The organism is Rhizobium sp. PRIMUS64, assembly GCF_023006465.1.
In the GTDB taxonomy this organism is placed as follows: domain Bacteria; phylum Pseudomonadota; class Alphaproteobacteria; order Rhizobiales; family Rhizobiaceae; genus Rhizobium; species Rhizobium leguminosarum.
On sequence record NZ_JALBGX010000045.1, the window covers coordinates 21,011 to 42,099 of the forward strand.

Below are 21,089 nucleotides of genomic sequence, written 5' to 3' on the forward strand. Positions count from 1 at the left end.
AAGCGCGGCTCGATTCCGAGATGCCCGCCGGAGACCGGCGGGCCGATATTTCCGAGGGTTATTAGCCGCGGAACAGCGTGAGGATGGTCTGCGAAGAGGAGTTCGCAATCGACAGCGACTGGACCGCCAGCTGCTGCTGGGTCTGCAGGGCGCTGAGCTTGGAGGACTCTTCTTCCATGTTGGCGTCAACGAGACGGCCGACACCGGAGTCGATCGAGTCGCTGAGGGCGGACACGAAGTTTTCCTGCAGCTCGATGCGCTTGGAGATCGAGCCGAGCTGAGCGCCGGCGCTGGTCATGGCCTTCAGAGCCGATTCAACGTTGGTCAGAGCCGACTGGATCTCGCCGAGGGTGAAGTTGGTGATGTCCATTGCGTAGACAGAACCGGTCGCACCATTCGAAGTACCGAGGATACCCGTGGAGGTTTCGACCGAGCCGCCGCTCATACCGAACAGAACGTTGCCCGTGGAGCTGTCGTCGAGAATATAGTCGGTCATCACGACCGAAACGGCGTTGGAGCCGTCGCGGACGAACGACGAAACGACGTTCTTGGTGCCGTCAGCGCCGGCAACCCAGTTTTCACCGGAGAAGGAAGCCGACTGCGCGATGCTCATCAGCTGCTGCTGCAGCTGGCTGATTTCTTCCTGGACCTTGGCCTTGTCGACGCCGTTTTCAGTCGCGGCAACCAGCTTGGCCTTGATGTCGCCGACGACATCGATAGCGCTGTCCATGGCGGAGTAAGCGGTGTCGACCTTTGCAGCGCCGAGGCCGAGAGCGTCGGAAACGGCGGAAAGTGCCTTGTTGTCCGAACGCATGGTCGTTGCGATCGACCAGTAAGCAGCGTTGTCGGAAGCCTTGCCGACGCGATAGCCGGACGAAACGTGAGCCTGGGTTTCCTGGAGACCCTGGTTGATACCACGGAGAGTCTGGAGGGCTGCCATTGCAGCGTTATTGGTGTTGATGCTCGTCATAGTTTGCTTGCCCCTTGTTGGCAGATCTTAAGAAGGGACATTCCGGATTTCGGCCGGCCCACAGCGATCAGCATCATGCCTGTTAACCATCTCTGTTAAGGTTAACTCGCCGTTTCGATGGGCCTAGAAAACAGCAAGATGGTTAAAGAAAGCTAAATCGAGATCGGAAATTATTCAAAAATATCTGAGGCTTAGAAGGATTTTCATTAACCTTATATTAAAACATTTCGCGGCCGGGGATGACCCGGCCGCGAAACTTGGAAACCTTGTGCCGACCGGTCTTAGCGGAAGAGCGACAGGATGTTCTGCGAAGAGGAGTTCGCGATCGACAGCGACTGGATCGCCAGCTGCTGCTGGGTCTGCAGGGCGCTGAGCTTGGAGGACTCTTCTTCCATGTTGGCGTCAACGAGACGGCCGACACCGGAGTCGATCGAGTCGCTGAGAGCAGACACGAAGTCGTCCTGGGCGTCGATGCGGCTGGAGAGCGAACCGAGAGCAGCGCCGGCGCTGGTCATGGCCTTCAGAGCCGCTTCAACGTTGGTCAGAGCCGACTGGATCTGGCCGGCGGTGAAGTTGGTGATGTCCATCGCGTAGATCGAACCGGTCGCACCACTCGAAGTGCCGAGGATACCGGTGGAGGTTTCGACCGAACCGCCGCTCATGCCGAACAGAACGTTGCCCGCAGAGCCGCTGTCGAGAACGTAGTCGGTCGTGGTGATCGAAACGGCGTTGGAGCCGTCGCGGACGAACGAGGAGACGACGCTCTTGGTGCCAGAGGCGCCGGCAACCCAGTTTTCGCCGTTGAAGGAAGCCGACTGAGAGATGCTCAGGAGCTGCTGCTGCAGCTGACCGATTTCTTCCTGGACCTTGGCCTTGTCGACGCCGTTTTCAGTCGCGGCAACCAGCTTGGCCTTGATGTCGCCGACGACATCGATGGCGCTGTCCATGGCGGTGTAAGCGGTGTCGACCTTGGCAGCGCCTACGCCGAGAGCGTCGGAAACGGCGGAAAGTGCCTTGTTGTCCGAGCGCATGGTCGTTGCGATCGACCAGTAAGCAGCGTTGTCCGAAGCCTTTTCAACGCGGTAACCAGAAGAAACGTGGTTCTGCGTGTTGTTGAGGCTCTGGTTAACGCTACGCAGCGTCTGGAGAGCGGCCTGCGCGGAAGTATTGGTGTTAATGCTTGTCATAAGTCTGTCCCCTGGAAAACTAGATACAAAAAGGAGGACATACCGGACTATAGTACCGGCGATGACGGACCAGCTTCATGCTACTCGGCGCCTTTTTTGTTTGGCCCAAACCCGTCATGTCCAGGGCAATCTCGCAGCCAATGCTTGCCAACTCCTTAAAAGTACAGGCCCCAGGCCGGCTCCTCGCAGGGGATAGTTAATGCTTGCTGAATATATTCCTTGGCACTCTAATTCTCTTGAAAACCAAGCGTTTTCCCTAGGCAAAAGTCGGCATTTCCCCGCGAAAACAGAGGTTCACCAAGCGCACCGGTTTCAAGCAAGCTTCGAATGCCAATGTGGCAGGCGCCGGGATAGCACCATCGGACCGATCCGCCCGTTTTTGCGGAGGACGGCCTGTCCGTGCCTCGGCGGTCGACGCCAGAACATTTCCTTCACGGAGTTGGGTTTTGAACAGCAAAGTTTCGTTCTCTGCGGCATCCAAGGATTACCAGATGGGCCGCTACACACAGTCCTTGGCAACGCTCAACCAGCTGATGGATATTCAGCAGGACGCCAAGACCTATGCGCTGCTGGCCAAGAACCTCGTGCAGCTCGGCTTCAAGGCCGATGCCGCGAAAGCCTATGGCCTGGCCGGCAACTGCGAAGGACCGAACTCCTACGAATACCAGAAACAGGCGGCCAAGCTGCACTACGAGACCGGCAGCGAGGACGATGCTCTGCTGATCGCCATGCGAAACCTTAGCAAGGCGCAGGAAGACCCGGAACTCGCCTTCATCATCACCGCGATCTATCTGAAGCGGCAGCAGCGGGATATCATCCGCCCGTTCAAGACGGTGCTGTCGCAGAGCGCCAATCCCGATCATATGCGCCTGGCAGCCCTGCTACTGAGCGACGATCTGAACGATGCAACCAACCAGAGCCTCTCGCGCAACCTCTTCAAGCGGTTTCCAGGCAATCTTGCATTCCGCTTCCTGCATCTGGTTTTCGCCCGCGAATTCAATGAGTTCGAAGAGGCAAGCAAACATCAGGCGGTGATCGATGCCTCACTCGCAAAGGGCGATGTCGAGATCCTGCGCAAGGATAACCCGTTCTATCATCTGCACTGGTGCGGCAACGAGGATTTCAACCGATATGCGACGATCGGCACCACCCCCCTCAACCCGGAACGGGTGGCCCTCCGCCGCAACCAGCCGCACAGCTGGTCGGACAAGATCCGGATCGGCTACATGTCATCGGATTTCTGGGATCGCCACGCCACGATGAAGCTCTTGCAGCGCATCCTCGAACTGCACGACAAGGACCGGTTCGAGGTGACGCTCTTCTGCCATACTGGCCCTGAATACCTCAAGCACAACAATACCGATCGCAGCCGCTGGGGCCGGATCGTTACTGTTCATGGCTTCTCCGACCAGGGGATGCTGGCGGCGGTGCGCGAGCATAATATTGACATCATGGTCGACCTGAAGGGCCATACTTCGGGCAGCCGCGCGTCGGCCTTCAATTTGCCGCTCGCGCCGGTGCATGTCGGCTGGCTCGGTTTCCCCGGCAGCACGGTCAATATCGATCTCGACTACGTCATCGGCGACCATTCTGTATTGCCCGAGGTGGCCAAGCCCTTCTACCATGAGAAATTCTGCCGGCTGCCGGAGAGCTACCAGCCGAACGACCCGATGCATCGCCCGAAGCCGCGTCCTGTCACCCGCGAGCAGCTCGGCCTGCCGGAAGACGCCTTCATCTTCGCGTCCTTCAACGGCAACCGCAAGATCACGCCGGAGACGATCGACAGCTGGTGCCGCATCCTCAAGCGCGCGCCAAACAGCGTGCTCTGGCTGATGGCGAACACGCCGCGCAACCAGGCGAACCTCTTGAAGCAATTCCAGGCGGCGGGGATCTCCGCCAAGCGGATCATCTTCTGCCCGCGCGCGCCCTACGAAGAGCACATCGACCGTCAGCAGGCGGCCGACGTCGGCATCGACACCTTCCCCGTCAACGGCCACACGACCACTTCGGAGCAGCTCTGGGGCGGACTGCCGGTCCTGACCGTCAAGGGCACCAACTTCGCCTCACGCGTCAGCGAGAGCCTGCTCAGGGCCATCGACCTGCCCGAACTCGTGGCAAGCGACCTGCAGGCCTATGAGGACCTTGCCGTCGAACTGGCTGAGAATCCCGCGCGGATCGCGCAATACAAGGCGCATCTCAAGGAGAAGCGTTATATCGCGCCGCTCTTCGATGCCGAACGGTTCTGCGACCATCTGGAGCAGGCCTATGAAATCATGGCTGAGCGTGCCAAGCAGGGTCTTGCACCCGATCACATGGACATTCCGGCGCTGCCGCCGCGCACGGCGCCGTTCGCGGCCGAGTGAGGCTTTCGATCTGCACTCCGTTGCGCGTCGGTTCAGGCGCGCAACGGGCGCTGAAGCACTTTGGGATGGCTGCATAGTTAAAAACCCGCCGGAGCGATCCGGCGGGTTTTCTCATTGGCGAATATCAAGCTGCGACAGCCGGTTAGAGCAATTCCAGGAAAAGTGCGAAGCGGTTTTCCGTCCGGAATTGCGTAAAAACAAAAGGATAGAGCGGTTCTGCGCTTCCGTTAAAAGCTGAACCGCTCTAGCTGAACGAGCGCACCAGGCTGCCGACGAGCAGGTTCCAGCCGTCAATCAGCACGAAGAAGAGAATCTTGAAAGGCAGCGAGATCGAGGTCGGCGGCAGCATCATCATGCCCATCGCCATGGTGATTGTGGCGACGATGAGGTCGATGACGAGGAACGGCAGCACGACGAGGAAGCCGATCTCGAAGCCGCGGCGAATTTCGGAAATCATGAAGGCCGGGATCAGCACGCGGTAGTCGATCGGATTGGTCGTCTGGATATTCTGCCCGCGTTCGCGCGCCAGATCGACGAAGAGCGCCAAATCCTTGTCGCGGGTATTGGCCGCCATGAAGGTGCGGAAGGGTTCGGCGATACGCTGGACCGCCTCGGTCTCGTTGATCTGATTGGCAAGCAGCGGCTGTACGCCGTTCTGCCAGGCCTGATCAAAGGTCGGCGACATGACATAGAAGGTCATGAACAGCGACAGCGACAATAGGATCATGTTGGAAGGCGTCGAGGAGAGGCCCATCCCTGAGCGCAGGATCGAGAAGGCGATGATGAAGCGCGGGAAGCTCGTCACCATGATCAGGATGCCCGGCGCGACCGAAAGAATGGTCAGCAGGCCGAATGTGCGGATGATCCAGGCGGCGACGGAGCCATCGACCGGCACGTTCAACAAGTCAGTCGGCAGCTGCTGTGCCACCGCCAGTTCCGGTACCGCCATCATGGCGGCAAGGAAAACTATGAGACGAATCATTCGATGACAAATGTCCTGAACATGACCTTCGATACCCGCCCTTGCGAGCGAAGGTCAACACGTTCCTGTATGTCATCCTTGAGATATTGAAAGCCGCGCGGCCCCTCGATCTGCTGAAGGGAAACGGTTCTGATATAGGCGAGGATATCCTGATGAATATCCTCGGAAACCTTGACATCCGGCGGCCCGTTGAACAGCAGCGCGACTTCGAGTCGCACCCAGTTTTCCGAGGGGTAGGCGAGGTTCGAGGTGATCGGCTCGAGCTGGACGACGTTGTTGGCCTCGGTCGAGATGCGCGCCAGACCTTCCTCGGCCTTTTTCTTGGCCTCGGCATCCTTGGCCTGCTCGACCTCCTTGGCACCCTTGATGTTGGGCGCGACGATCGTGCCGACCGCCCAGCCGCCGCCGGCGCCGAGCAGGGTCAGGACGACGACGCCGATGATCGTCATCAGCGTGCCGGATTTCTTCGGTTGACCTGCGCTTGCGTCTGGCTCTGCCATCGTCGTTCAGCCTCAAAGCGGCGAGAAAAGATCGACGGCCTGCTGGCCGCGCGGAGGCTGCTGCACTTCCATCAGGCGGCCGCGGCCACCATAGGAAATGCGGGCTTCGGCGATCTTGTCGTAGGAGATCTGGTTTTCGGCATTGACGTCCTGCGGACGAACGATACCAGCAACGTTCAGGATGCGCAGTTCCTGGTTCAGGCGGACTTCCTGCGAGCCCGATATGACGAGGTTGCCGTTCTCGAGAATGCCGGTGACGACGGCGGCGACCAGAAGGGTGAGCTTGTCGGTGCGCTCGATCTTGCCCTTGCCGTCGGTGCTGGTATCGGAGCCATAGGTCAGATCGGTCTTGGACTCGGGCGTCCAGCCGAAGATCTGGGCGTTGACGTCCCAGTTCATGCCGCTCGAATTCTTGCGGCTGCGGTTGGTCTCGTTGTCGAAGGAGCCCTTGTCATTGATCTGGATGTCGACGGTCAGGATGTCGCCGACGTTGAGCGCGCGCGCATCCTTGAAGAGAGCGGCCTGCGAATCGCTCCACAGCGAGTAGCCCTGCGCCACGGCGCGCGGCTGCTTCGGATAGAGCGCCATCTGCGGCGTCTGGCCGTAGGCAAGACCGCTTCCGATCGGGCTCATGGCGGGCGCGCGGCCGATCTCGCTGACCGCCGTCGGAGACTGGCAACCTGCAAGGAGTGCGAGGGCGGCGATCGCGGCCGGGAAACGCATATTCATGAAGGATCCTTCGACGTATTGGGATCGGACGCACTGGCGATGACGCTGGCGATGGCAGCGGCCTTCTGCGGGTCCATCTCGTTGAGGATGAGGCTCGACTGCCGCGGGCCGAGCCGCATGATCACGGCGGAAGCCACCTCGATCTTCATGTCCTGCAACTGGAGTGCGGCCGCATCCGGCTTCATCTTCTTGTAGATCTCAGTGAGGCCGGCTTCCGCCTGCTTCAGGAAATCGTCGCGCCGCTTCAGCCAGTCCTGATATTCGGCCTTGCGCTTGTCCATCTCCGCCATGCGGGCGTCGATGTCGGCGCGAAGCTTTTCCAGTTCCTGCTTCTGCAGGAGATAACGCTGGTCGCGGGCGGGCTCGGCAATGTTGGTACAGAACTGCTTGATCTCGTCCTGGGACGTGATGTCGCCAGCCGGCGCATGTTCCTGCGCGAAGGCGCCGGGGATCGACAGAAGGACGAGGCCCGCGGCCGGCAGCGCCAGACGGCGCAGCAATTGCAGGACCGTCATGTCAGGGTTGATGATCTTGATCATTGCAGCACAAGCTCCGCCTGCAGGGCGCCTGCCGATTTGATGCCCTGGAGAATGGCGATAATACCATCCGGTTTCACCCCTATGTTGTTGAGGCCGGCGACGAGGGTCCGGAGGTCAGGGCCGTCGATGATCGCGACGCGCCCGCCGGTCTGCTCCGCGGCGATATCGGTCTGAGGCTGGACGGCGGTTACGCCGCGCGAGAAAGGTTCGGGCTGGATGATCTGCGGCGTTTCGGTGACCTGAACCGTCAGGGTACCGTAGCTGACGGCAACCGGCGAGACGCGGACGTCCGAGCCGATGACGATCGTTCCGGTGCGTTCGTTGATGACCACCTTGGCCGGCGTATCGGTCTCGACGATGAGATTTTCGATATCGGCCATCAGCCGGGTGAGATCGGCCGTGCGCGGCTTCTGGATCACGACCTCCTGCGAATCCTTGGCTTCGGCAACCGGGCCGCCGAAGCGCGCCGAGGCATAACCATTGACGATGTCGGCGATACGGATCGCCGTCGAGAAGTCGGGGTTGCGCAATTGCAGGACGAGATTGACCGAATCCTTGAAGCGGGACGGCAGTTCGCGCTCGATGATCGCGCCGCCAGGCACGCGGCCGGCGGTGGTGACGCCTTCGGTGACCGTCGCCGCCTGGCCCTGCGCCTGAAAACCGGAAACAATGGCGGCACCCTGCGCGACAGCGTAGATCTGGCCGTCGGCGCCGGAAAGCGAGGTCATGACAAGCGTGCCGCCGCGCAGCGACGTCGCATCGCCGAGCGAGCTCACCGTCACGTCGATACGGCTGCCGGGGCTTGCGAAAGGGGGCAGGTTGGCGGTGACCATCACGGCCGCCGTGTTCTTGGCGTTGGACTGGCCGCCCTGCGTCGAGATGCCGAGATTCTGCAGCATCGCGCGCATCGACTGCTCGGTGAAGGGCGAGGACCGGAAGCCGTCGCCGGTCCCCTGGAGGCCGACGATGAGGCCATAACCGATCAGCTGGTTATCGCGGCCGGCCTGAAGGGAGGCGATGTCCTTGATGCGGGAGGTCAGCGCCCAGGCGGGCGCGACATCAGCCAAACTCATGGCGAGAACCGCGACAAGAGTAACGAAACGGAAGAACAATTTCATTTTGCCCTCACATGGACCGTGCCGTCCGCAAGCACCGTGCCGCTGACGATGACACCGGAATCCATATTTCGCGCGCGGACGACCTGCCCGGTCGCGCCATCTTCGAGCGGCGTGCCGGCGGCGGAGATCGTCATCGCGCCGAGCGAGAAGACCAGGCGGATCGAAGAGCCACGGGTCACGGTATAGGCCTCGCGCAGGGCCGAAACCGAGATGGTGCGGCCCGGCAACAGCGTGCGCTTGGAAACCATGCCTTCGACCTGCGAAACGGATTTGGCATAGTCGCCGGCGAGGTTGGGGTTGGTGACCTCGACCTCCTGAAGCTGGCTGGCCGACAATGTGTCGCCGGGGTAGATGATCGTGGTCGGGACGACGGCATAACCCATGCCGGCATCCGCGTTCGCAGGCAAGATAATGCCCGCGACTGCGATCGTGGCTGCCGCCACCCATCCTGAGATGTGTCCTGCCCGGCAAAACATCATGTTTCGGCCCTTCCCTTACTTCAGGTTCTTGCTGACGATGGAGGCCATTTCATCAGCGGTGGTGATCACCTTGGAATTCATTTCGTAAGCGCGCTGGGCCGAGATCAGCTCGGTGATTTCCTTCACCGGGTCGACGTTCGAAGATTCCAGGTAACCCTGCTTCATGTAGGCGAAACCTTCCTCATCGGGATTGCCGATGACGGCTTCGCCGGAGGCCGGCGTTTCCTGGAAGAGATTGTCGCCGAGCGGCTGGAGACCCGCCTCGTTGACGAAGTCGGCAAGCGTCAACTGACCGAGCACGGTCGCATCCGTCGCACCCGGCAGCTTGGCAGAAACCTGGCCGGAGCGGCTGATCGTCAGCTCGGTCGAGCCTGTTGGAATGGTGATGCCGGGAAGGACCTCGTAGCCGTCGATGGTGACGAGCTGGCCCTGGTCGTTCTTGTTGAAGGCGCCGGCGCGGGTGTAAAGCGTCGTGCCGTCGGTCGACTGGATCTGGAAGAAGCCCTTGCCGATCAGCGCCACGTCGAGATCGTTGCCGGTCTGGGTCAGTTCGCCCTGGAGATGCAGGTTGCGGACCGCCGAGGTCTGGACGCCGAGGCCGATATTGGCACCTTCCGGAACGACGGCCTGGTTGGCGCGGTTGGCGACACCCTTGGCACGTTCGGTCTGGTAGAGAAGATCCGAAAATTCGGCGCGAGCGCGCTTGAAACCCGTCGTATTGATGTTGGCGATGTTGTTCGCGATGACTTCCAGATTGGTCTGCTGGGCATCCATGCCCGTTGCTGCGATGGCGAGCGCTCTCATGTGTTCGTCCTCAAATCAGTTACATCTGCATCTTGGTGACTTCGAGAAAGGCCGAGACGACCTTGTCGCGGATGGCAATCGCGGTTTGCAGCGTCTGCTCGGCCTGGAGCATGGAATCGACGACTTCACGCGTCGTCGCCGTGCCCTTGATACCGGCAAAGGACATGCTTTCCGCACCCTTCAGGCTGCTGACCGCGTCGCTCGCCATGTTGCCCATGACCGAGGCGAAGCTCATGCCATTGGCCGCACCGGCGGCGCCCGGCATGGTGGCGGCAGACGACGAGGCGGAATTTTCGGTGTCGACGGCGCCGAGCGCGCGGGTCATCGAAAGGTTGCTGACATTCTGGACGCTGCTGATCATTATTATTGGCTCTTCAGGAGATCGATCGTGGAGGAGATGAGATCGCGGGTCTGTTTGATGGTCTGCAGGTTGGCGTCATACGAGCGGTTGGCTTCGCGCATGTCGGCCATCTCGACGAGGATGTTGACGTTCGGCAGCTTGACGACGCCCTTCTGGTCCGCAGCCGGGTTGCTGGGATCGAATTCAGTGCTGAAGTCGCCTTCGTCGACGCCGACCTTCTTGACGCCGACCGTCTCGACGCCGCTGGCGCGATCCATCTGCTGGCCGAAGGTAATCGTCTTGCGCCGATAGGGCTCGGCGCCGGGCGTGTCGCCGGTCGAGCGGGCGTTGGCGATGTTTTCCGAGACGATGCGCAGGCGCGTTGACTGCGCTTCGAGCCCGGAGCCGGCGATTTTCATTGCTGCTGAAAGCGGATCCATGACTTTACCTTCTGACGGTCATCAACATCATGCGGTTGAAGGAACTGACCAGCGAGGTGTTCAGATCATACTGGCGCTTGATATCGCCCGACTTGGAAAGCTCCTCGGCCAAACCGACGGTATTGCCGGATTCCTGGACGCCGATTTCCTGGTCGAGTGCAGCGTCCTTGACGTCGATATCGCCGCTGTTGCTGAAATCGTTACCGCTCAGATGCGCCGGATTGGTGCGCGCCATGGCGATGTCGGACTTGTCGAGCACAGCGTCAAAGGGCGTGACGTCCTTGGCGTGGAACTTCGGGGTATTGGCATTCGCGATGTTGCCGGCAACAACCTGCTGACGAATCGTCAGCCATTCCGCCTGTCGCGAAGCCAAGTCGAAAAGTTGGATTGGTTGCATGAAACTCTCCTTTTTTACTGTCCCGAACCTAGTGCGGTAATCTTGCGTGGGACTTACGGGAATTCAGGCTTCGCGAGGCTTTTGTGCGAACGCCGCCATCAAAAGAACAGGGGCAAAAGAACAGGGGCTCCGGCCGGTTCGCGGCGGAGCCCCTGTTGCCTGGCTTTGCAGACAGGTTCAGTTGTTCTGGTAGGTCTCGCCCTTGGAGGTGACGATCACCCATTTGCCGTCGCGCTGCTCCAGTGTCGCAAGGCGGCTTTCATCGGGCAGGATCGAGCCGATGCGCACCACATACATGCCGGAGGGATCCTCGATCAGCGCCCGGCCGTTGGAAACATGCAGCAGTCGGAAGGATGATTTGCCGGGGAAGGGCTGATCCTCCAATATGGGGCCGCCATCGCGCTCCTTGCCGAGATCGGACACCGTAGCGGTCGTCAGCGGATCAATCGGCGGGGCCTTCTTGTCCCCCTCGTTCTTGTTGACCATGGCAAGCGGCGAGACGCTGAAGACGTTACGCGCCGGCCAATCCGGCAGTTCGCGCGAATTGCTGCTGGTGGCAACGTTGATGCCGAACTTTTCCGCGTTGAAGAACACGTACCAGGGGAAGAAAGCCGAGGCGCCGGCAAGCGCCAGGCCGGTAAAGGTCAGCAGCCGATCCAGGATGACGGTTTTCCTGCGCTGCTTCAGGGAAGCGATGCGTTCGTCGTCAAATTCAGTCACGTCTATCTCCTCTGGATGGGGCCGCCCTGATTGCCCATGCCGGCTGCAGCCTTGAGCGCGCCGGCGAGATCGGCAAAGGCATCGGGCGAGTCGCGGTCGCCCGGGGACTGTTTCAGGACGTCGTAAATGATTGGCACCTGCTTGACCGCCATGTCGAGATCGGGATCGGCACCTTGGCGGTAACCGCCGATCAGGCGCAGGTCGCGCGTCTCTTCAAAGCGGTGAATCAGCACCTTCAGCCGCGACACCAGCTTTTCCTGGTCCGGCGTCCAGGCCTTGCGGGCAAGACGCGAGATCGAGGCGAGCGGATCGATCGGAGGATAACGCCCTTCTTCGGCGAGACTGCGCTGCAGGACGATATGGCCATCGAGGATGCCGCGCGTCGAATCGGCAATCGGGTCGTTGTGATTGTCGCCGTCGACGAGGATCGAGATGATCGCCGTGATGGTTCCGGCGCCCTCGGGGCCGGGACCGGCGCGTTCCAGCAGGCGTGGCAGCTCGGTGAAGACGGAAGCGGGATAGCCGCGCGCGATCGGCGGCTCGCCGGAGGCGGTCGCCACCTCGCGGATCGCATGGGCGAAACGCGTGACGCTGTCGACGATGAAGAGGACGTTCTCGCCCTTGTCGCGGAAATGTTCGGCGATGGTGACGGCCGTCAGCGGCGCCATCTTGCGAAGCATCGGGCTCTCGTCGCTGGTTGCGACGACGGCGATCGCCTTCCTCATATTGCTGCCGAGCGTATCCTCGATGAATTCGCGCACCTCGCGGCCGCGTTCGCCGACGAGCGCAATGACAACCTTGTCGAAAGCATCGGCGCGGGCGAGCATGGACAGAAGCGTCGACTTGCCAACACCGGAGCCGGCGAAGATGCCGAGGCGCTGCCCCAGGCAGAGCGGCGAGAAGATGTCGATCGCGCGCACGCCGGTCTTGAAGCCGGTCTCGACACGCTTGCGGGTCATCGAGGGCGGCGCGGTATTGGAGATCGAGCGGCGATCGAGCCCTTCGGTGACCGGACCCAGCCCGTCGATCGGCTCGCCGAGCGAGTTGACGGTGCGCCCACACCAGCTGTCAGATGGTGAAATGCGGAAGGCGCCCTTGCGGATGACGGTATCGTGGATGCCGATCGGCTCGCCGGGTTCGATCGGGCAGACATAGATCAGTTCCGGTTCGACGCGCACGACTTCGCCCAGATGAATCCCGGTCGCCGATTTATGGGCCACGAACTCGCCGAGACGAACATGGCGGGAGAGGCCGTGAACCGTGTAGTGGCCGGCGGCGATGGTCTGCACGCGACCGCCATGGGCAACTGCGAATTCTGGCGATGCGTATCGGTCGACGAGGCCCGCCAGATGCGCCAGCTTCGGGGAAAGGCCGTCCTCAGACAGTAGCGTGGTGCTCATGCTTTAACTTTCAACTTTCGCCTAGCGGCTGCCCCCAAGTGTCTGGACGGCTTCCTTGAAGGAATCTTCGCTGTCGCGCATCAGCGACGAGACGCTCTCGAAGGCGCGGTTGACTTCGATCAGCTGGGTGATCTCGCGCATGGCGTTGACGTTGGAGTTTTCGAGATAGCCCTGCTCGACACCGACATTGAAGCGGTCGACGACGGCGCGCGGCTGGTCGGTGGTCATGATGCCGCTGTTTTCGTAGCGCAAGTAACCCTTGCTGATATCGGCCTCGAACAGACCGAGCGAAGCGACCTGGCGGTCGCCCTGATAGATGATGCCGTCGGTGCCGACGGCAGGCTCGCCGCCTTTGGTGTTCAGCTGGATCGGGGCACCGCCGGCGTCGAGAACCGGATATCCCCGGATCGAAACAAGTTCGCCGGTTTCCTTGATCGTGAAGCGGCCATCCCTCGTCAGGACGCGGCCGGCCGGCGTATCGAGCGAAAACCAGGCATCACCCTTGATGGCGAAATCCAGCATGTTGCCGGTGTGCTGCAGTTCGCCGTTTCCCTCGTTCAGATAGTCGTTGCCCTGGGAAACGAAGGCGACTTTGGTGTTCAGCTTGTTCTTGGTATTCGCCACCATCTCATCGAACTTCACCTCGGTGGCACGAAAACCGGTCGTATTCACGTTCGCCATGTTGTCTGCGATGGTGTTCAGACGCTTTTCGAGGGCCATCTGCGACGACAGAGAAACATAAAGACCGGATTGCATGTCGGTAAGCTCCAAGCATTGGCGATGAACGGGACGAAAAGCCGGGCGTCGTCTTGAGTGGTTCGGCCGGGATTTCGCTGAGGCGGCATCTCAGAAACGGGCGCGGGCACCCATTCGTCTCCTTTAGACTGACGGCAGATGCTTGCGCGAAGCTGGCACGCGGAAATGCCTCGCGATCGGGCCTTTCATCAGCCTCACGCAAGGCAGAAACCCTATCCGTCTCAAAGAAAAGCAACGTTCAGATTGGGCTGACGATGAATATCATTATCGGATTTATAGTGACTTGCGGCTGTATCGTCGGCAGCTTCATGGCGATGGGCGGCGAAGTGGACGCGCTGTTCCAGCCCTTCGAATTCCTCATCATCGGCGGCGCCGGTCTCGGCAGCTTCATCATGGCGAACCCGATGAAGGTGGTGAAGGACTCCGGCAAGGCGCTCAGCGAAGCCTTCAGGCACGCCGTGCCAAAGGAACGCAATTATCTCGATACGCTCGGCGTGCTCTATTCGCTGATGCGCGACCTGCGCACCAAATCGCGAAACGAAATCGAAGCCCATATCGACAATCCGGCCGAATCGACGATCTTCCAGGCAGCTCCGACGGTTCTGAAGAACAAGGAGCTGACGGCGTTCATCTGCGACTATGTACGCCTGATCATCATCGGCAACGCCCGCAGCCACGAGATCGAGGCGCTGATGGACGAAGAGCTCAACACCATCATGCATGACAAGATGAAGCCCTACCACTCGATCCAGATCATGAGCGATTCCTTCCCGGCGATCGGTATCGTCGCGGCCGTTCTCGGCGTCATCAAGGCGATGGCCCACATCAACGATTCGCCTGAAGTGCTCGGCCACCTGATCGGCTCGGCGCTCGTCGGCACCTTCCTCGGCATTCTCTTGTCCTACTGCGTCTGCTCGCCGCTGGTCTCCCAGATCAAGGTCGTGCGCAACAAGCAGCACCGCCTCTACGTCATCGTCAAGCAGACACTGCTTGCCTACATGAACGGCTCGGTGCCGCAGGTCGCTCTCGAATACGGCCGCAAGACGATCTCGGCTTACGAGCGTCCGTCCATCGATGCGGTCGAGCAGGAAATGATGAACCCAGGTGGCGAAAACAAGGCGGCTTAAATGACTATGAGCAATGCTTCGCACGACAAACCGACAATGGATCCTGCCCTCCTCGCCAAGCTGACAGGCGGGCTTGGCGACAGAGGCAGGGTCGCCAAGATCTGCAGTTCCTTCGGGGAAATCTACAGCGAATTCTTTCCCGACGTCATCAAAAGCGAGACCGGCCTCGACGTGACGGTCAACTATCTCGGCTGCGAGATCGGCTACAAGAACCACCTCATCGAAGACCTGAGCGCGAACGTCACACTCGTCGACGCGACGCTGCGCAACTGGTCGCAGAACATTACGCTTGCCTGCGGCAACGGCTTCGTCATCACGCTGATGGAGCATCTGCTCGGCGCCACCGCCGATACGATCGAGGAACCGGCCGACCGGATGCTTTCGATCATCGAGCTCGATCTGGCGGTCATGGTCTTCGACAAGATCGCCAAGGTGCTGCGCTCGGCCGTCAACGCGCCGGGCGGTTTCGAACCGAGCCTTTCGGCCCCGCACGCCCATGACATGCGCGCCCGGCCGCAGGAAGATCGTCCGGATGAATTCGCGGCCGCCATCAACATGTCGATCGCGCTTGCCGGCATCGTTTCGGAATTTTCGTTGATCGTTCCGCAGACGGCACTGCTCAAGACCAAGGTGACGCCGCCGAAGCCGAAACGCCAGGCCAGCAGCAACTCAGCGGAATGGACCGAACAGCTCGGTGACCAGGTCCGCCGCTCACATGTCACGCTCGAGGCCAAGATCAGGCTGCAGGACCTGACGCTGCGCACGATATCGAAGCTGATGGTCGGCGACGTCATTCCGTTCCGCGACCACGGCGACGTGCGTGTCGAGGTCAGCGCCAACAGCAAGGAATTATATGTGTGCGAGTTCGGGCGTTCAGGCGAAAACTACATGGTCCGCGTCAAGGATACGATGAACTCGGATGATGAACTCATCCGTCACTTAATGAATTAATCGGTTCTCTGGCTTTTGGGCTGCAAAGGCAGTTTGAGGCAAGTTTCAACTGGAATAGTGATTTCATGGCTACGAAGAAAACACAGCAGAACAGCGACCTCTCCCTGGATCTTCCGGGCAGCGAAGCGGATCTCGACCAGGCGATCGACGATCTGCGCGGCGTGCTGAAGCAGGATGCCGACGGCGACCTGTCGCAGTTTGGCGACGACCTGCAGAGCGACCCCTTCGCAGCAGGAACGGACCTGGCGGCCTTTGGCGGCGAGACTTCGGAAACCTCCTTTGGCAGCGACGATTTCGGCGGCGACTTCGGCGGCGGCGATGCCAGCCCGGCTGCGGGCATGGATTTCGGCAGCAGCTCCTCCTTCGAGGCGTCGCCGGCCCCGCTCGGCAGCGCTTTGAATTCCAACTTCGACCTGATCATGGACATCCCGATCGACGTCCAGATCATGCTCGGCACCAGCCGCATGCAGGTCTCCGGCCTGATGAACCTCAATGAAGGGGCGACGATCGCCCTCGACAAGAAGATCGGCGAACCGGTCGAGATCATGGTGAATGGCCGCAGGATTGCCCGCGGCGAAATTACGGTGCTTGATAACGACGACACGCGATTCGGTGTGAAACTAATAGAAGTTTTGAGTACGAAAAAAGCCTGATCCCTGTGTGGGACGGAGAGGTTAGACCATGATGGACTTTGACGATTTCGGCGGCGCGCTAGCCGGGAAACCGTTGACCCAGGCTGAAAAGGCGGCGGCTGTTCTTCTCGCTATGGGAAAGGGAGTCGCCGGCCGGCTGTTGAAGTATTTCACCCAGGCCGAACTGCAGACCATTATCTCATCCGCCCAGTCGCTACGCGCCATTCCGCCGGACGAGCTGCTGTTGCTCGTCTCCGAGTTCGAAGACCTCTTCACCGAGGGCGCCGGACTGATGGACAACGCCAAGGCGATCGAGGCCATTCTGGAAGAAGGCCTGACGCCCGACGAAGTCGATAGCCTGCTCGGCCGCCGCACCGCATTCCAGGCTTACGAAACCTCGATCTGGGATCGCCTCAGCGAGGCGGAGCCGACATTCGTCGCACAGTTCCTGCTGCGCGAACATCCGCAGACCGTCGCCTATATTCTTTCGATGATGCCCTCCTCCTTCGGCGCCAAGGTGCTGCTGCAGCTTCCCGACAACCGCCGCGCCGACATCATGAACAGAACGGTCAACATGAAGGCGGTCAGCCCGAAGGCTGCACAGATCATCGAAAACCAGGTCATGACGCTGCTTGCCGAGGTCGAGGCAGAGCGCAATGCAGCCGGCTCGACGAAGGTCGCCGATCTCATGAACGAACTCGACAAGCCGCAGGTCGACACGCTGCTCAGCTCGCTCGAATCGATCAGCCGCGAGTCGGTCAACAAGGTTCGCCCGAAGATCTTCCTGTTCGAGGACCTCATGTACATGCCGCAGCGCAGCCGCGTCATGCTGCTCAACGACATCTCGACGGATGTGCTCACCGTCGCGCTGCGCGGGTCGCCCCCCGAGATCCGCGAATCGGTTCTCTCCGCCATCAGCCCACGTCAGCGCCGCATGATCGAATCGGATCTGCAGAGCGGCATGGGCGGCGTCAATCCGCGCGAGATCGCGATTGCCCGCCGCGCCGTGGCCCAGGAAGCGATTCGCCTGGCCAATTCCGGCCAGATCGAGCTCAAGGAAAAGGAAGGCGACGCTTCGGCGGCCGCCTAAAACGCGTCGCAGTGAACTGATTCATGCGACTCGTTTTAGTTCCTTGTTTTATGCACGTCGTTATCCCGGAACCGCTGCACACTTCCAGGCGACATGCATCGGCACGTCGAGACTGTTGACAAATCCGGCATGCCGAAAGGCGGCTGTTGATCGCCGTGCCACAGGCGACTACCCTTCCAGCCATAGACCGCGCTCTAAAGCGCGTCGCATAGAACTCCGGTTCCTGCGACGCGCTTTAGAATCTTTGTTCTGATGCCTGTCGTTATCGCAAAACCGCTGCACCTTTTTGGGCGGCATGCATTAGCTGCGGCTATTTTTTTGACGGAGGGCCGCGACTTGGCAGACGATGACAAGGACAGCAAAACAGAAGCCCCAACCGCGAAAAAGCAAAGCGATGCCGCGGAAAAGGGCAACTTGCCGTCTTCGCGCGAACTTTCCATCTTTGCGACGATCCTCGCGACCTTCATTTACCTCGTATTCTTCCTTCCCGACAGCGTCGGACGCATGAGTGAAACGCTGCGCGACATCTTCGAACAGCCCGATCAATGGAAGATCGAGACGGGGCCGGATGTGCTGGCGCTGTTCGGGCGGCTCGGCTGGGCATGTGCGGCGCTGGTGGCGCCCGCCTTCATCCTGTTCATGGTGTTCGGCATCGCCTCCTCCGTCTTCCAGAATCTGCCGACACTGGTGCTTGAACGCATCCGCCCGCAGGCCTCGCGTATCTCGCCGATCAAAGGCTGGTCACGGCTGTTCAGTGTGCCCGGCCTGGTCGAATTCGGAAAGTCGCTGTTCAAGGTCGTCGTCGTCGGGGTGATCCTGTTCTTCGTGCTCAGGAGCGAATATTTCGGCTCGATCGACGCGATGTTCTCCGATCCGCAGACGATTCTCGTGCGAATGATGGCAGCGATGCGCAAGATCATCATCGTCATGCTGATCGCCACCGCGATCGTGGCAATCGCCGATCTTTTCTGGACGCGCCATCACTGGTTCACCGAGCTGAAGATGACGCGGCACGAGGTGAAGGAAGAAAACAAGCAGGCGCAGGGCGACCCCTTCGTCAAGAGCCGGCAGCGCTCGCTGATGCGCGACCGCGCGCGCCGGCGCATGATCGCCAACGTGCACCGCGCGACGCTGGTGATTGCAAACCCGACGCATTATGCGGTGGCGCTGCGTTACGCGCGTGAAGAGAACGATGCGCCGGTGGTGCTGGCCAAGGGTCAGGACCTTATTGCGCTCAAAATCAGGGAGATTGCCGAGCAGAACGGCATACCGGTGTTCGAGGATCCGCCGCTTGCGCGCTCCATGTTTGCGCAAGTCTCGATCGATAGTGTCATCCCGTCAGTCTTCTATAAGGCCGTTGCGGAGCTCATCCACCGGGTCTACGCCGCAGACGCCAAGAACAAACGGGTCAGATAAGCCGAATGAAAAAATGCCCCCACTCTACCCAGCGTGAAAAGATCCTCGCAGACGCGATCAGCCCGGTCGCCACTGAACTGCGCCTTCTGGATGCTTCTGACCTTATTTCACTGCTGCGCTTCGAGTATTACGGCAATCTTTCCGATCTCGTCGCTTCGGCGGCGGAGCTTTTCTTTCATCCGGGCACGGTGAATTTCGGCCTGGGCGGCAATTATACGCTGGAGTGGGGTGGCAAGCCCGAAGTCGTTCTCGACCTCGAAATCAAACCGCGCGGCGTCACCGTCTACGCGCAGCTCACCCTTGCCGAAGATCACGCCGGCATCGAGATCAATCATATCGCTTTCCAGGACCCCTCGGCCGATCCTGACGAGAACACCATCTTCCTCAAAAAGAGCCTTCGGGAAGCGCGTTACAGCGTCAACCAGCCGCCTCAGGCGCTGGCCGGCTAATGTCTTTCAAGCCAACCGCGCGCTTTCACATTCGCCTTGGACCGGAATTCAAAGCGTTACAGCGTCGCTTGCGCGTCTGAAAAGACGCGCAACGCTGGAATGGGTTCAGCTGATATAACCGAGCCGGATTGCCTTGGCGATCGCCTGAATACGGTTGACGGAATCGAGCTTGATGGTCGCCGAGCCGAGATAGGCGTTCACGGTGTGCACCGACAGGCCAAGCTTGTCGGCAATCTCTTCGCTGATGCGGCCGTCGCCGGCAAGCTGCAGACAGGCGATCTCGCGTTCGCTGAGCGCCTCGGCGGCGGCGGTGCGGCGTTCGTCGAGCGAGAGTAGATCCATCATGATATGGCAGCAGCGACCGTGCAGCTCGACGATGGTATCGCTCGAGGGATCGATCTCGTCGCCGGTAAAAAGGATGAAACCGTTGCCGACGGCGCCGAGCCGCACCGGAAAGGCAAGTCCGGAGAAAGGCAGAATACCGTCCTGCAGCCGCGTCATGAACGGCGCGAAGTCCGCCGGACCGGGTGCCGCACGGTCGTAACCGCCGGCCCATGAAAGCGGCAGCAGCGATTTGTCGATATGGTCGAGAAGAATATCGCCATAGGCGTCCGTGAAGGCCTTGCCGAAACCGGCATTGGACGGTCCCCAGTTCTCAAGCTCGCAGACAAGCCGCTGCTTTGCCGGAAGGCCCGAACCGCTGACGCGGAAGATCGCGAATCCTTGCGCATCGACGAGCTTCTGCATCGCGATCAGCCGCGGAAAAAGATCGGACCGGCTGGAAATCCTGCTCACACGCACCATGCGCAGCTGCTCAGCGCTGCTCATCGTCCTGCCTGATGGGTGCCCCATAGATCCCCCTATACGAGATTATTCCGGACGGCGAAAGCAATGGCCTCGGACCGGGTCTTGGTCGCCGTCTTGCGCATCACACTGGTGATGTAGTTGTTGATGGTATTGCGGGAAATTCCGAGGATCATCGCGATCTCGTCGCTGGTCTTGCCCTCGGCAATCCAGAACAGGCATTCCAGTTCCCGGTCCGTCAATTCGAAATCGCGATCGACCCTCGTCCCGCCGCAGCGAAGGAAGCTCGCGACATAACCTGCAAGCAGACCGACATCGCGCAACCGCTCCGGCGAAAGAATGAACCCCTCGCCGAACAGGAACATCAGAGCCAGCCGCGACCGGCCGACATTGAAGGTCACCGAACAATATTGGCGGCTGGCGCCGTCCGGAACTTCGGCACTGTCAGGCAGAAGAGCAAAATTCGGCTGGAAGACCTGCATGCATCTTTCCAGCTCGGTCGAACGGGCATAGCCGCGGACCAGATCATTGGCGATGTCCCTGACCAGGTCGAAGGGCCAATCAGACGAAACGATGAAATCGAGGCCACTTTCCTGGAGGAGATCGCAGCGCGCCAGAAGATAGTGCGAAGCACCCACGTAGTCCGTCAGTGCGCGCAGGCCAGACTGCAACCTGCCGCTGCTGGTGACACCGTGGAGGCGCTGGAGCAGCTCATCGCGCGGCAACAGATCCGGCACCACCGCACTCGCGAAATTCGCCATCTGCCTCTCGCCTTTGCTCGCCTGAATTACATTCATATCCATTGGCAACGTCCTGCGGCTGAGAAACGATCGAACTCGGTGCAACAGCAATTTTTCTGTAAGGGATTCAATTCAAGTCCCGCTCGAATCCCATTT

General features: G+C 60.4%; 24 protein-coding genes. 7 read left to right on the plus strand and 17 right to left on the minus strand.

Going from position 1 to position 21,089, the window contains the following annotated elements; translation table 11 throughout:
- Nucleotides 1-61: 61 nt before the first annotated feature.
- Nucleotides 62-970: a flagellin gene (locus MOV76_RS18755; protein ID WP_047622530.1), complete on the minus strand. Its 909-nt coding sequence runs from the start codon at nucleotides 968-970 to the stop codon at nucleotides 62-64.
- A 281-nt stretch (nucleotides 971-1,251) separates the two neighbouring features.
- On the minus strand, nucleotides 1,252-2,157 hold the full coding sequence (locus tag MOV76_RS18760) for a flagellin (protein WP_018244818.1): 906 nt from the start codon (nucleotides 2,155-2,157) through the stop codon (nucleotides 1,252-1,254).
- A 446-nt stretch (nucleotides 2,158-2,603) separates the two neighbouring features.
- On the opposite strand from MOV76_RS18760, the gene MOV76_RS18765 reads away from it, so the two are divergent.
- On the plus strand, nucleotides 2,604-4,520 hold the full coding sequence (locus tag MOV76_RS18765; protein ID WP_247265057.1) for a glycosyl transferase: 1,917 nt from the start codon (nucleotides 2,604-2,606) through the stop codon (nucleotides 4,518-4,520).
- A 244-nt stretch (nucleotides 4,521-4,764) separates the two neighbouring features.
- On the opposite strand, the gene fliP is transcribed toward MOV76_RS18765, so the two are convergent.
- From fliP to flgF, 13 genes are all read right to left on the minus strand, one after another.
- Nucleotides 4,765-5,502, minus strand: a complete 738-nt coding sequence (fliP, locus tag MOV76_RS18770) for a flagellar type III secretion system pore protein FliP (RefSeq protein WP_018244816.1) — start codon at nucleotides 5,500-5,502, stop codon at nucleotides 4,765-4,767.
- Nucleotides 5,499-6,002, minus strand: a complete 504-nt coding sequence (locus MOV76_RS18775) for a flagellar basal body-associated FliL family protein (RefSeq protein ID WP_018445812.1) — start codon at nucleotides 6,000-6,002, stop codon at nucleotides 5,499-5,501. Before MOV76_RS18775 ends, fliP begins: the two co-directional genes overlap by 4 nt.
- A gap of 12 nt (nucleotides 6,003-6,014) precedes the next feature.
- Nucleotides 6,015-6,731, minus strand: coding sequence for a flagellar basal body L-ring protein FlgH (gene flgH, locus MOV76_RS18780; RefSeq protein WP_003556536.1), 717 nt, complete (start codon nucleotides 6,729-6,731; stop codon nucleotides 6,015-6,017).
- Nucleotides 6,728-7,270, minus strand: coding sequence for a MotE family protein (locus MOV76_RS18785; RefSeq protein WP_018445813.1), 543 nt, complete (start codon nucleotides 7,268-7,270; stop codon nucleotides 6,728-6,730). Before MOV76_RS18785 ends, flgH begins: the two co-directional genes overlap by 4 nt.
- Nucleotides 7,267-8,388 (minus strand): flagellar basal body P-ring protein FlgI, encoded by a 1,122-nt coding sequence (locus MOV76_RS18790; RefSeq protein WP_027685986.1) that lies wholly within the window; start codon nucleotides 8,386-8,388, stop codon nucleotides 7,267-7,269. The genes MOV76_RS18785 and MOV76_RS18790 overlap by 4 nt, the downstream gene beginning before the upstream one ends.
- The gene (flgA, locus tag MOV76_RS18795) at nucleotides 8,385-8,867 is read right to left on the minus strand and encodes a flagellar basal body P-ring formation chaperone FlgA (RefSeq protein WP_018244812.1); all 483 of its coding nucleotides are present in this window, start codon (nucleotides 8,865-8,867) and stop codon (nucleotides 8,385-8,387) included. The genes MOV76_RS18790 and flgA overlap by 4 nt, the downstream gene beginning before the upstream one ends.
- 15 nt (nucleotides 8,868-8,882) lie before the next feature.
- On the minus strand, nucleotides 8,883-9,671 hold the full coding sequence (flgG, locus tag MOV76_RS18800; protein ID WP_028734020.1) for a flagellar basal-body rod protein FlgG: 789 nt from the start codon (nucleotides 9,669-9,671) through the stop codon (nucleotides 8,883-8,885).
- A 19-nt stretch (nucleotides 9,672-9,690) separates the two neighbouring features.
- Nucleotides 9,691-10,032 carry a flagellar hook-basal body complex protein FliE gene (locus MOV76_RS18805; protein ID WP_028734021.1) on the minus strand — a complete coding sequence of 114 codons (342 nt, stop codon included), beginning with the start codon at nucleotides 10,030-10,032 and terminating at the stop codon, nucleotides 9,691-9,693.
- Nucleotides 10,033-10,034: 2 nt separating this feature from the next.
- Nucleotides 10,035-10,451: a flagellar basal body rod protein FlgC gene (gene flgC / locus MOV76_RS18810; protein WP_027685989.1), complete on the minus strand. Its 417-nt coding sequence runs from the start codon at nucleotides 10,449-10,451 to the stop codon at nucleotides 10,035-10,037.
- A 4-nt stretch (nucleotides 10,452-10,455) separates the two neighbouring features.
- Complete coding sequence (gene flgB / locus MOV76_RS18815) at nucleotides 10,456-10,848, minus strand: flagellar basal body rod protein FlgB (protein WP_027685990.1); 393 nt, start codon at nucleotides 10,846-10,848, stop codon at nucleotides 10,456-10,458.
- 177 nt (nucleotides 10,849-11,025) lie between these two features.
- Nucleotides 11,026-11,568 (minus strand): flagellar protein, encoded by a 543-nt coding sequence (locus tag MOV76_RS18820; protein WP_131703069.1) that lies wholly within the window; start codon nucleotides 11,566-11,568, stop codon nucleotides 11,026-11,028.
- Nucleotides 11,569-11,570: 2 nt separating this feature from the next.
- Nucleotides 11,571-12,968, minus strand: a complete 1,398-nt coding sequence (gene fliI, locus MOV76_RS18825) for a flagellar protein export ATPase FliI (RefSeq protein ID WP_018244807.1) — start codon at nucleotides 12,966-12,968, stop codon at nucleotides 11,571-11,573.
- Nucleotides 12,969-12,989: 21 nt separating this feature from the next.
- Nucleotides 12,990-13,724 (minus strand): flagellar basal-body rod protein FlgF, encoded by a 735-nt coding sequence (gene flgF, locus MOV76_RS18830; RefSeq protein ID WP_028734025.1) that lies wholly within the window; start codon nucleotides 13,722-13,724, stop codon nucleotides 12,990-12,992.
- 254 nt (nucleotides 13,725-13,978) lie between these two features.
- Between flgF and motA the strand changes: the two genes are divergently transcribed.
- The 6 genes from motA to MOV76_RS18860 all read left to right on the plus strand — a co-directional run bounded on the left by motA (nucleotide 13,979) and on the right by MOV76_RS18860 (nucleotide 19,389).
- Complete coding sequence (gene motA / locus MOV76_RS18835) at nucleotides 13,979-14,851, plus strand: flagellar motor stator protein MotA (RefSeq protein WP_018244805.1); 873 nt, start codon at nucleotides 13,979-13,981, stop codon at nucleotides 14,849-14,851.
- Nucleotides 14,852-15,802 (plus strand): FliM/FliN family flagellar motor switch protein, encoded by a 951-nt coding sequence (locus tag MOV76_RS18840; protein WP_130728880.1) that lies wholly within the window; start codon nucleotides 14,852-14,854, stop codon nucleotides 15,800-15,802.
- A gap of 65 nt (nucleotides 15,803-15,867) precedes the next feature.
- Entirely contained in the window at nucleotides 15,868-16,455 is a 588-nt protein-coding gene (gene fliN, locus MOV76_RS18845; RefSeq protein WP_128401093.1) for a flagellar motor switch protein FliN, read from the plus strand.
- A 28-nt stretch (nucleotides 16,456-16,483) separates the two neighbouring features.
- The gene (fliG, locus tag MOV76_RS18850; RefSeq protein ID WP_003545520.1) at nucleotides 16,484-17,524 is read left to right on the plus strand and encodes a flagellar motor switch protein FliG; all 1,041 of its coding nucleotides are present in this window, start codon (nucleotides 16,484-16,486) and stop codon (nucleotides 17,522-17,524) included.
- Nucleotides 17,525-17,860: 336 nt separating this feature from the next.
- A complete protein-coding gene (gene flhB / locus MOV76_RS18855) occupies nucleotides 17,861-18,940 on the plus strand; it encodes a flagellar biosynthesis protein FlhB (protein WP_247265058.1) in 1,080 nt (359 codons plus the stop codon).
- 5 nt (nucleotides 18,941-18,945) lie between these two features.
- Nucleotides 18,946-19,389 (plus strand): hypothetical protein, encoded by a 444-nt coding sequence (locus tag MOV76_RS18860; protein WP_018072559.1) that lies wholly within the window; start codon nucleotides 18,946-18,948, stop codon nucleotides 19,387-19,389.
- Between the two features lie 105 nt (nucleotides 19,390-19,494).
- On the opposite strand, the gene visR is transcribed toward MOV76_RS18860, so the two are convergent.
- Nucleotides 19,495-20,241 (minus strand): transcriptional regulator VisR, encoded by a 747-nt coding sequence (visR, locus tag MOV76_RS18865; RefSeq protein ID WP_018244799.1) that lies wholly within the window; start codon nucleotides 20,239-20,241, stop codon nucleotides 19,495-19,497.
- Nucleotides 20,242-20,249: 8 nt separating this feature from the next.
- Nucleotides 20,250-20,996, minus strand: a complete 747-nt coding sequence (visN, locus tag MOV76_RS18870; protein ID WP_028734030.1) for a transcriptional regulator VisN — start codon at nucleotides 20,994-20,996, stop codon at nucleotides 20,250-20,252.
- Between the last annotated feature and the right edge of the window lie 93 nt (nucleotides 20,997-21,089).

Coding starts and splice junctions, on each gene's coding strand:
- MOV76_RS18755 (WP_047622530.1), bottom strand. CDS start 970: ATGACGAGCATCAACACCAATAACGCTGCAATGGCAGCCCTCCAGACT.
- MOV76_RS18760 (WP_018244818.1), bottom strand. CDS start 2,157: ATGACAAGCATTAACACCAATACTTCCGCGCAGGCCGCTCTCCAGACG.
- fliP (WP_018244816.1), bottom strand. CDS start 5,502: ATGATTCGTCTCATAGTTTTCCTTGCCGCCATGATGGCGGTACCGGAA.
- MOV76_RS18775 (WP_018445812.1), bottom strand. CDS start 6,002: ATGGCAGAGCCAGACGCAAGCGCAGGTCAACCGAAGAAATCCGGCACG.
- flgH (WP_003556536.1), bottom strand. CDS start 6,731: ATGAATATGCGTTTCCCGGCCGCGATCGCCGCCCTCGCACTCCTTGCA.
- MOV76_RS18785 (WP_018445813.1), bottom strand. CDS start 7,270: ATGATCAAGATCATCAACCCTGACATGACGGTCCTGCAATTGCTGCGC.
- MOV76_RS18790 (WP_027685986.1), bottom strand. CDS start 8,388: ATGAAATTGTTCTTCCGTTTCGTTACTCTTGTCGCGGTTCTCGCCATG.
- flgA (WP_018244812.1), bottom strand. CDS start 8,867: ATGATGTTTTGCCGGGCAGGACACATCTCAGGATGGGTGGCGGCAGCC.
- flgG (WP_028734020.1), bottom strand. CDS start 9,671: ATGAGAGCGCTCGCCATCGCAGCAACGGGCATGGATGCCCAGCAGACC.
- MOV76_RS18805 (WP_028734021.1), bottom strand. CDS start 10,032: ATGATCAGCAGCGTCCAGAATGTCAGCAACCTTTCGATGACCCGCGCG.
- flgC (WP_027685989.1), bottom strand. CDS start 10,451: ATGGATCCGCTTTCAGCAGCAATGAAAATCGCCGGCTCCGGGCTCGAA.
- flgB (WP_027685990.1), bottom strand. CDS start 10,848: ATGCAACCAATCCAACTTTTCGACTTGGCTTCGCGACAGGCGGAATGG.
- fliI (WP_018244807.1), bottom strand. CDS start 12,968: ATGAGCACCACGCTACTGTCTGAGGACGGCCTTTCCCCGAAGCTGGCG.
- flgF (WP_028734025.1), bottom strand. CDS start 13,724: ATGCAATCCGGTCTTTATGTTTCTCTGTCGTCGCAGATGGCCCTCGAA.
- motA (WP_018244805.1), top strand. CDS start 13,979: ATGAATATCATTATCGGATTTATAGTGACTTGCGGCTGTATCGTCGGC.
- MOV76_RS18840 (WP_130728880.1), top strand. CDS start 14,852: ATGACTATGAGCAATGCTTCGCACGACAAACCGACAATGGATCCTGCC.
- fliN (WP_128401093.1), top strand. CDS start 15,868: ATGGCTACGAAGAAAACACAGCAGAACAGCGACCTCTCCCTGGATCTT.
- fliG (WP_003545520.1), top strand. CDS start 16,484: ATGATGGACTTTGACGATTTCGGCGGCGCGCTAGCCGGGAAACCGTTG.
- MOV76_RS18860 (WP_018072559.1), top strand. CDS start 18,946: ATGAAAAAATGCCCCCACTCTACCCAGCGTGAAAAGATCCTCGCAGAC.
- visR (WP_018244799.1), bottom strand. CDS start 20,241: ATGGGGCACCCATCAGGCAGGACGATGAGCAGCGCTGAGCAGCTGCGC.
- visN (WP_028734030.1), bottom strand. CDS start 20,996: ATGGATATGAATGTAATTCAGGCGAGCAAAGGCGAGAGGCAGATGGCG.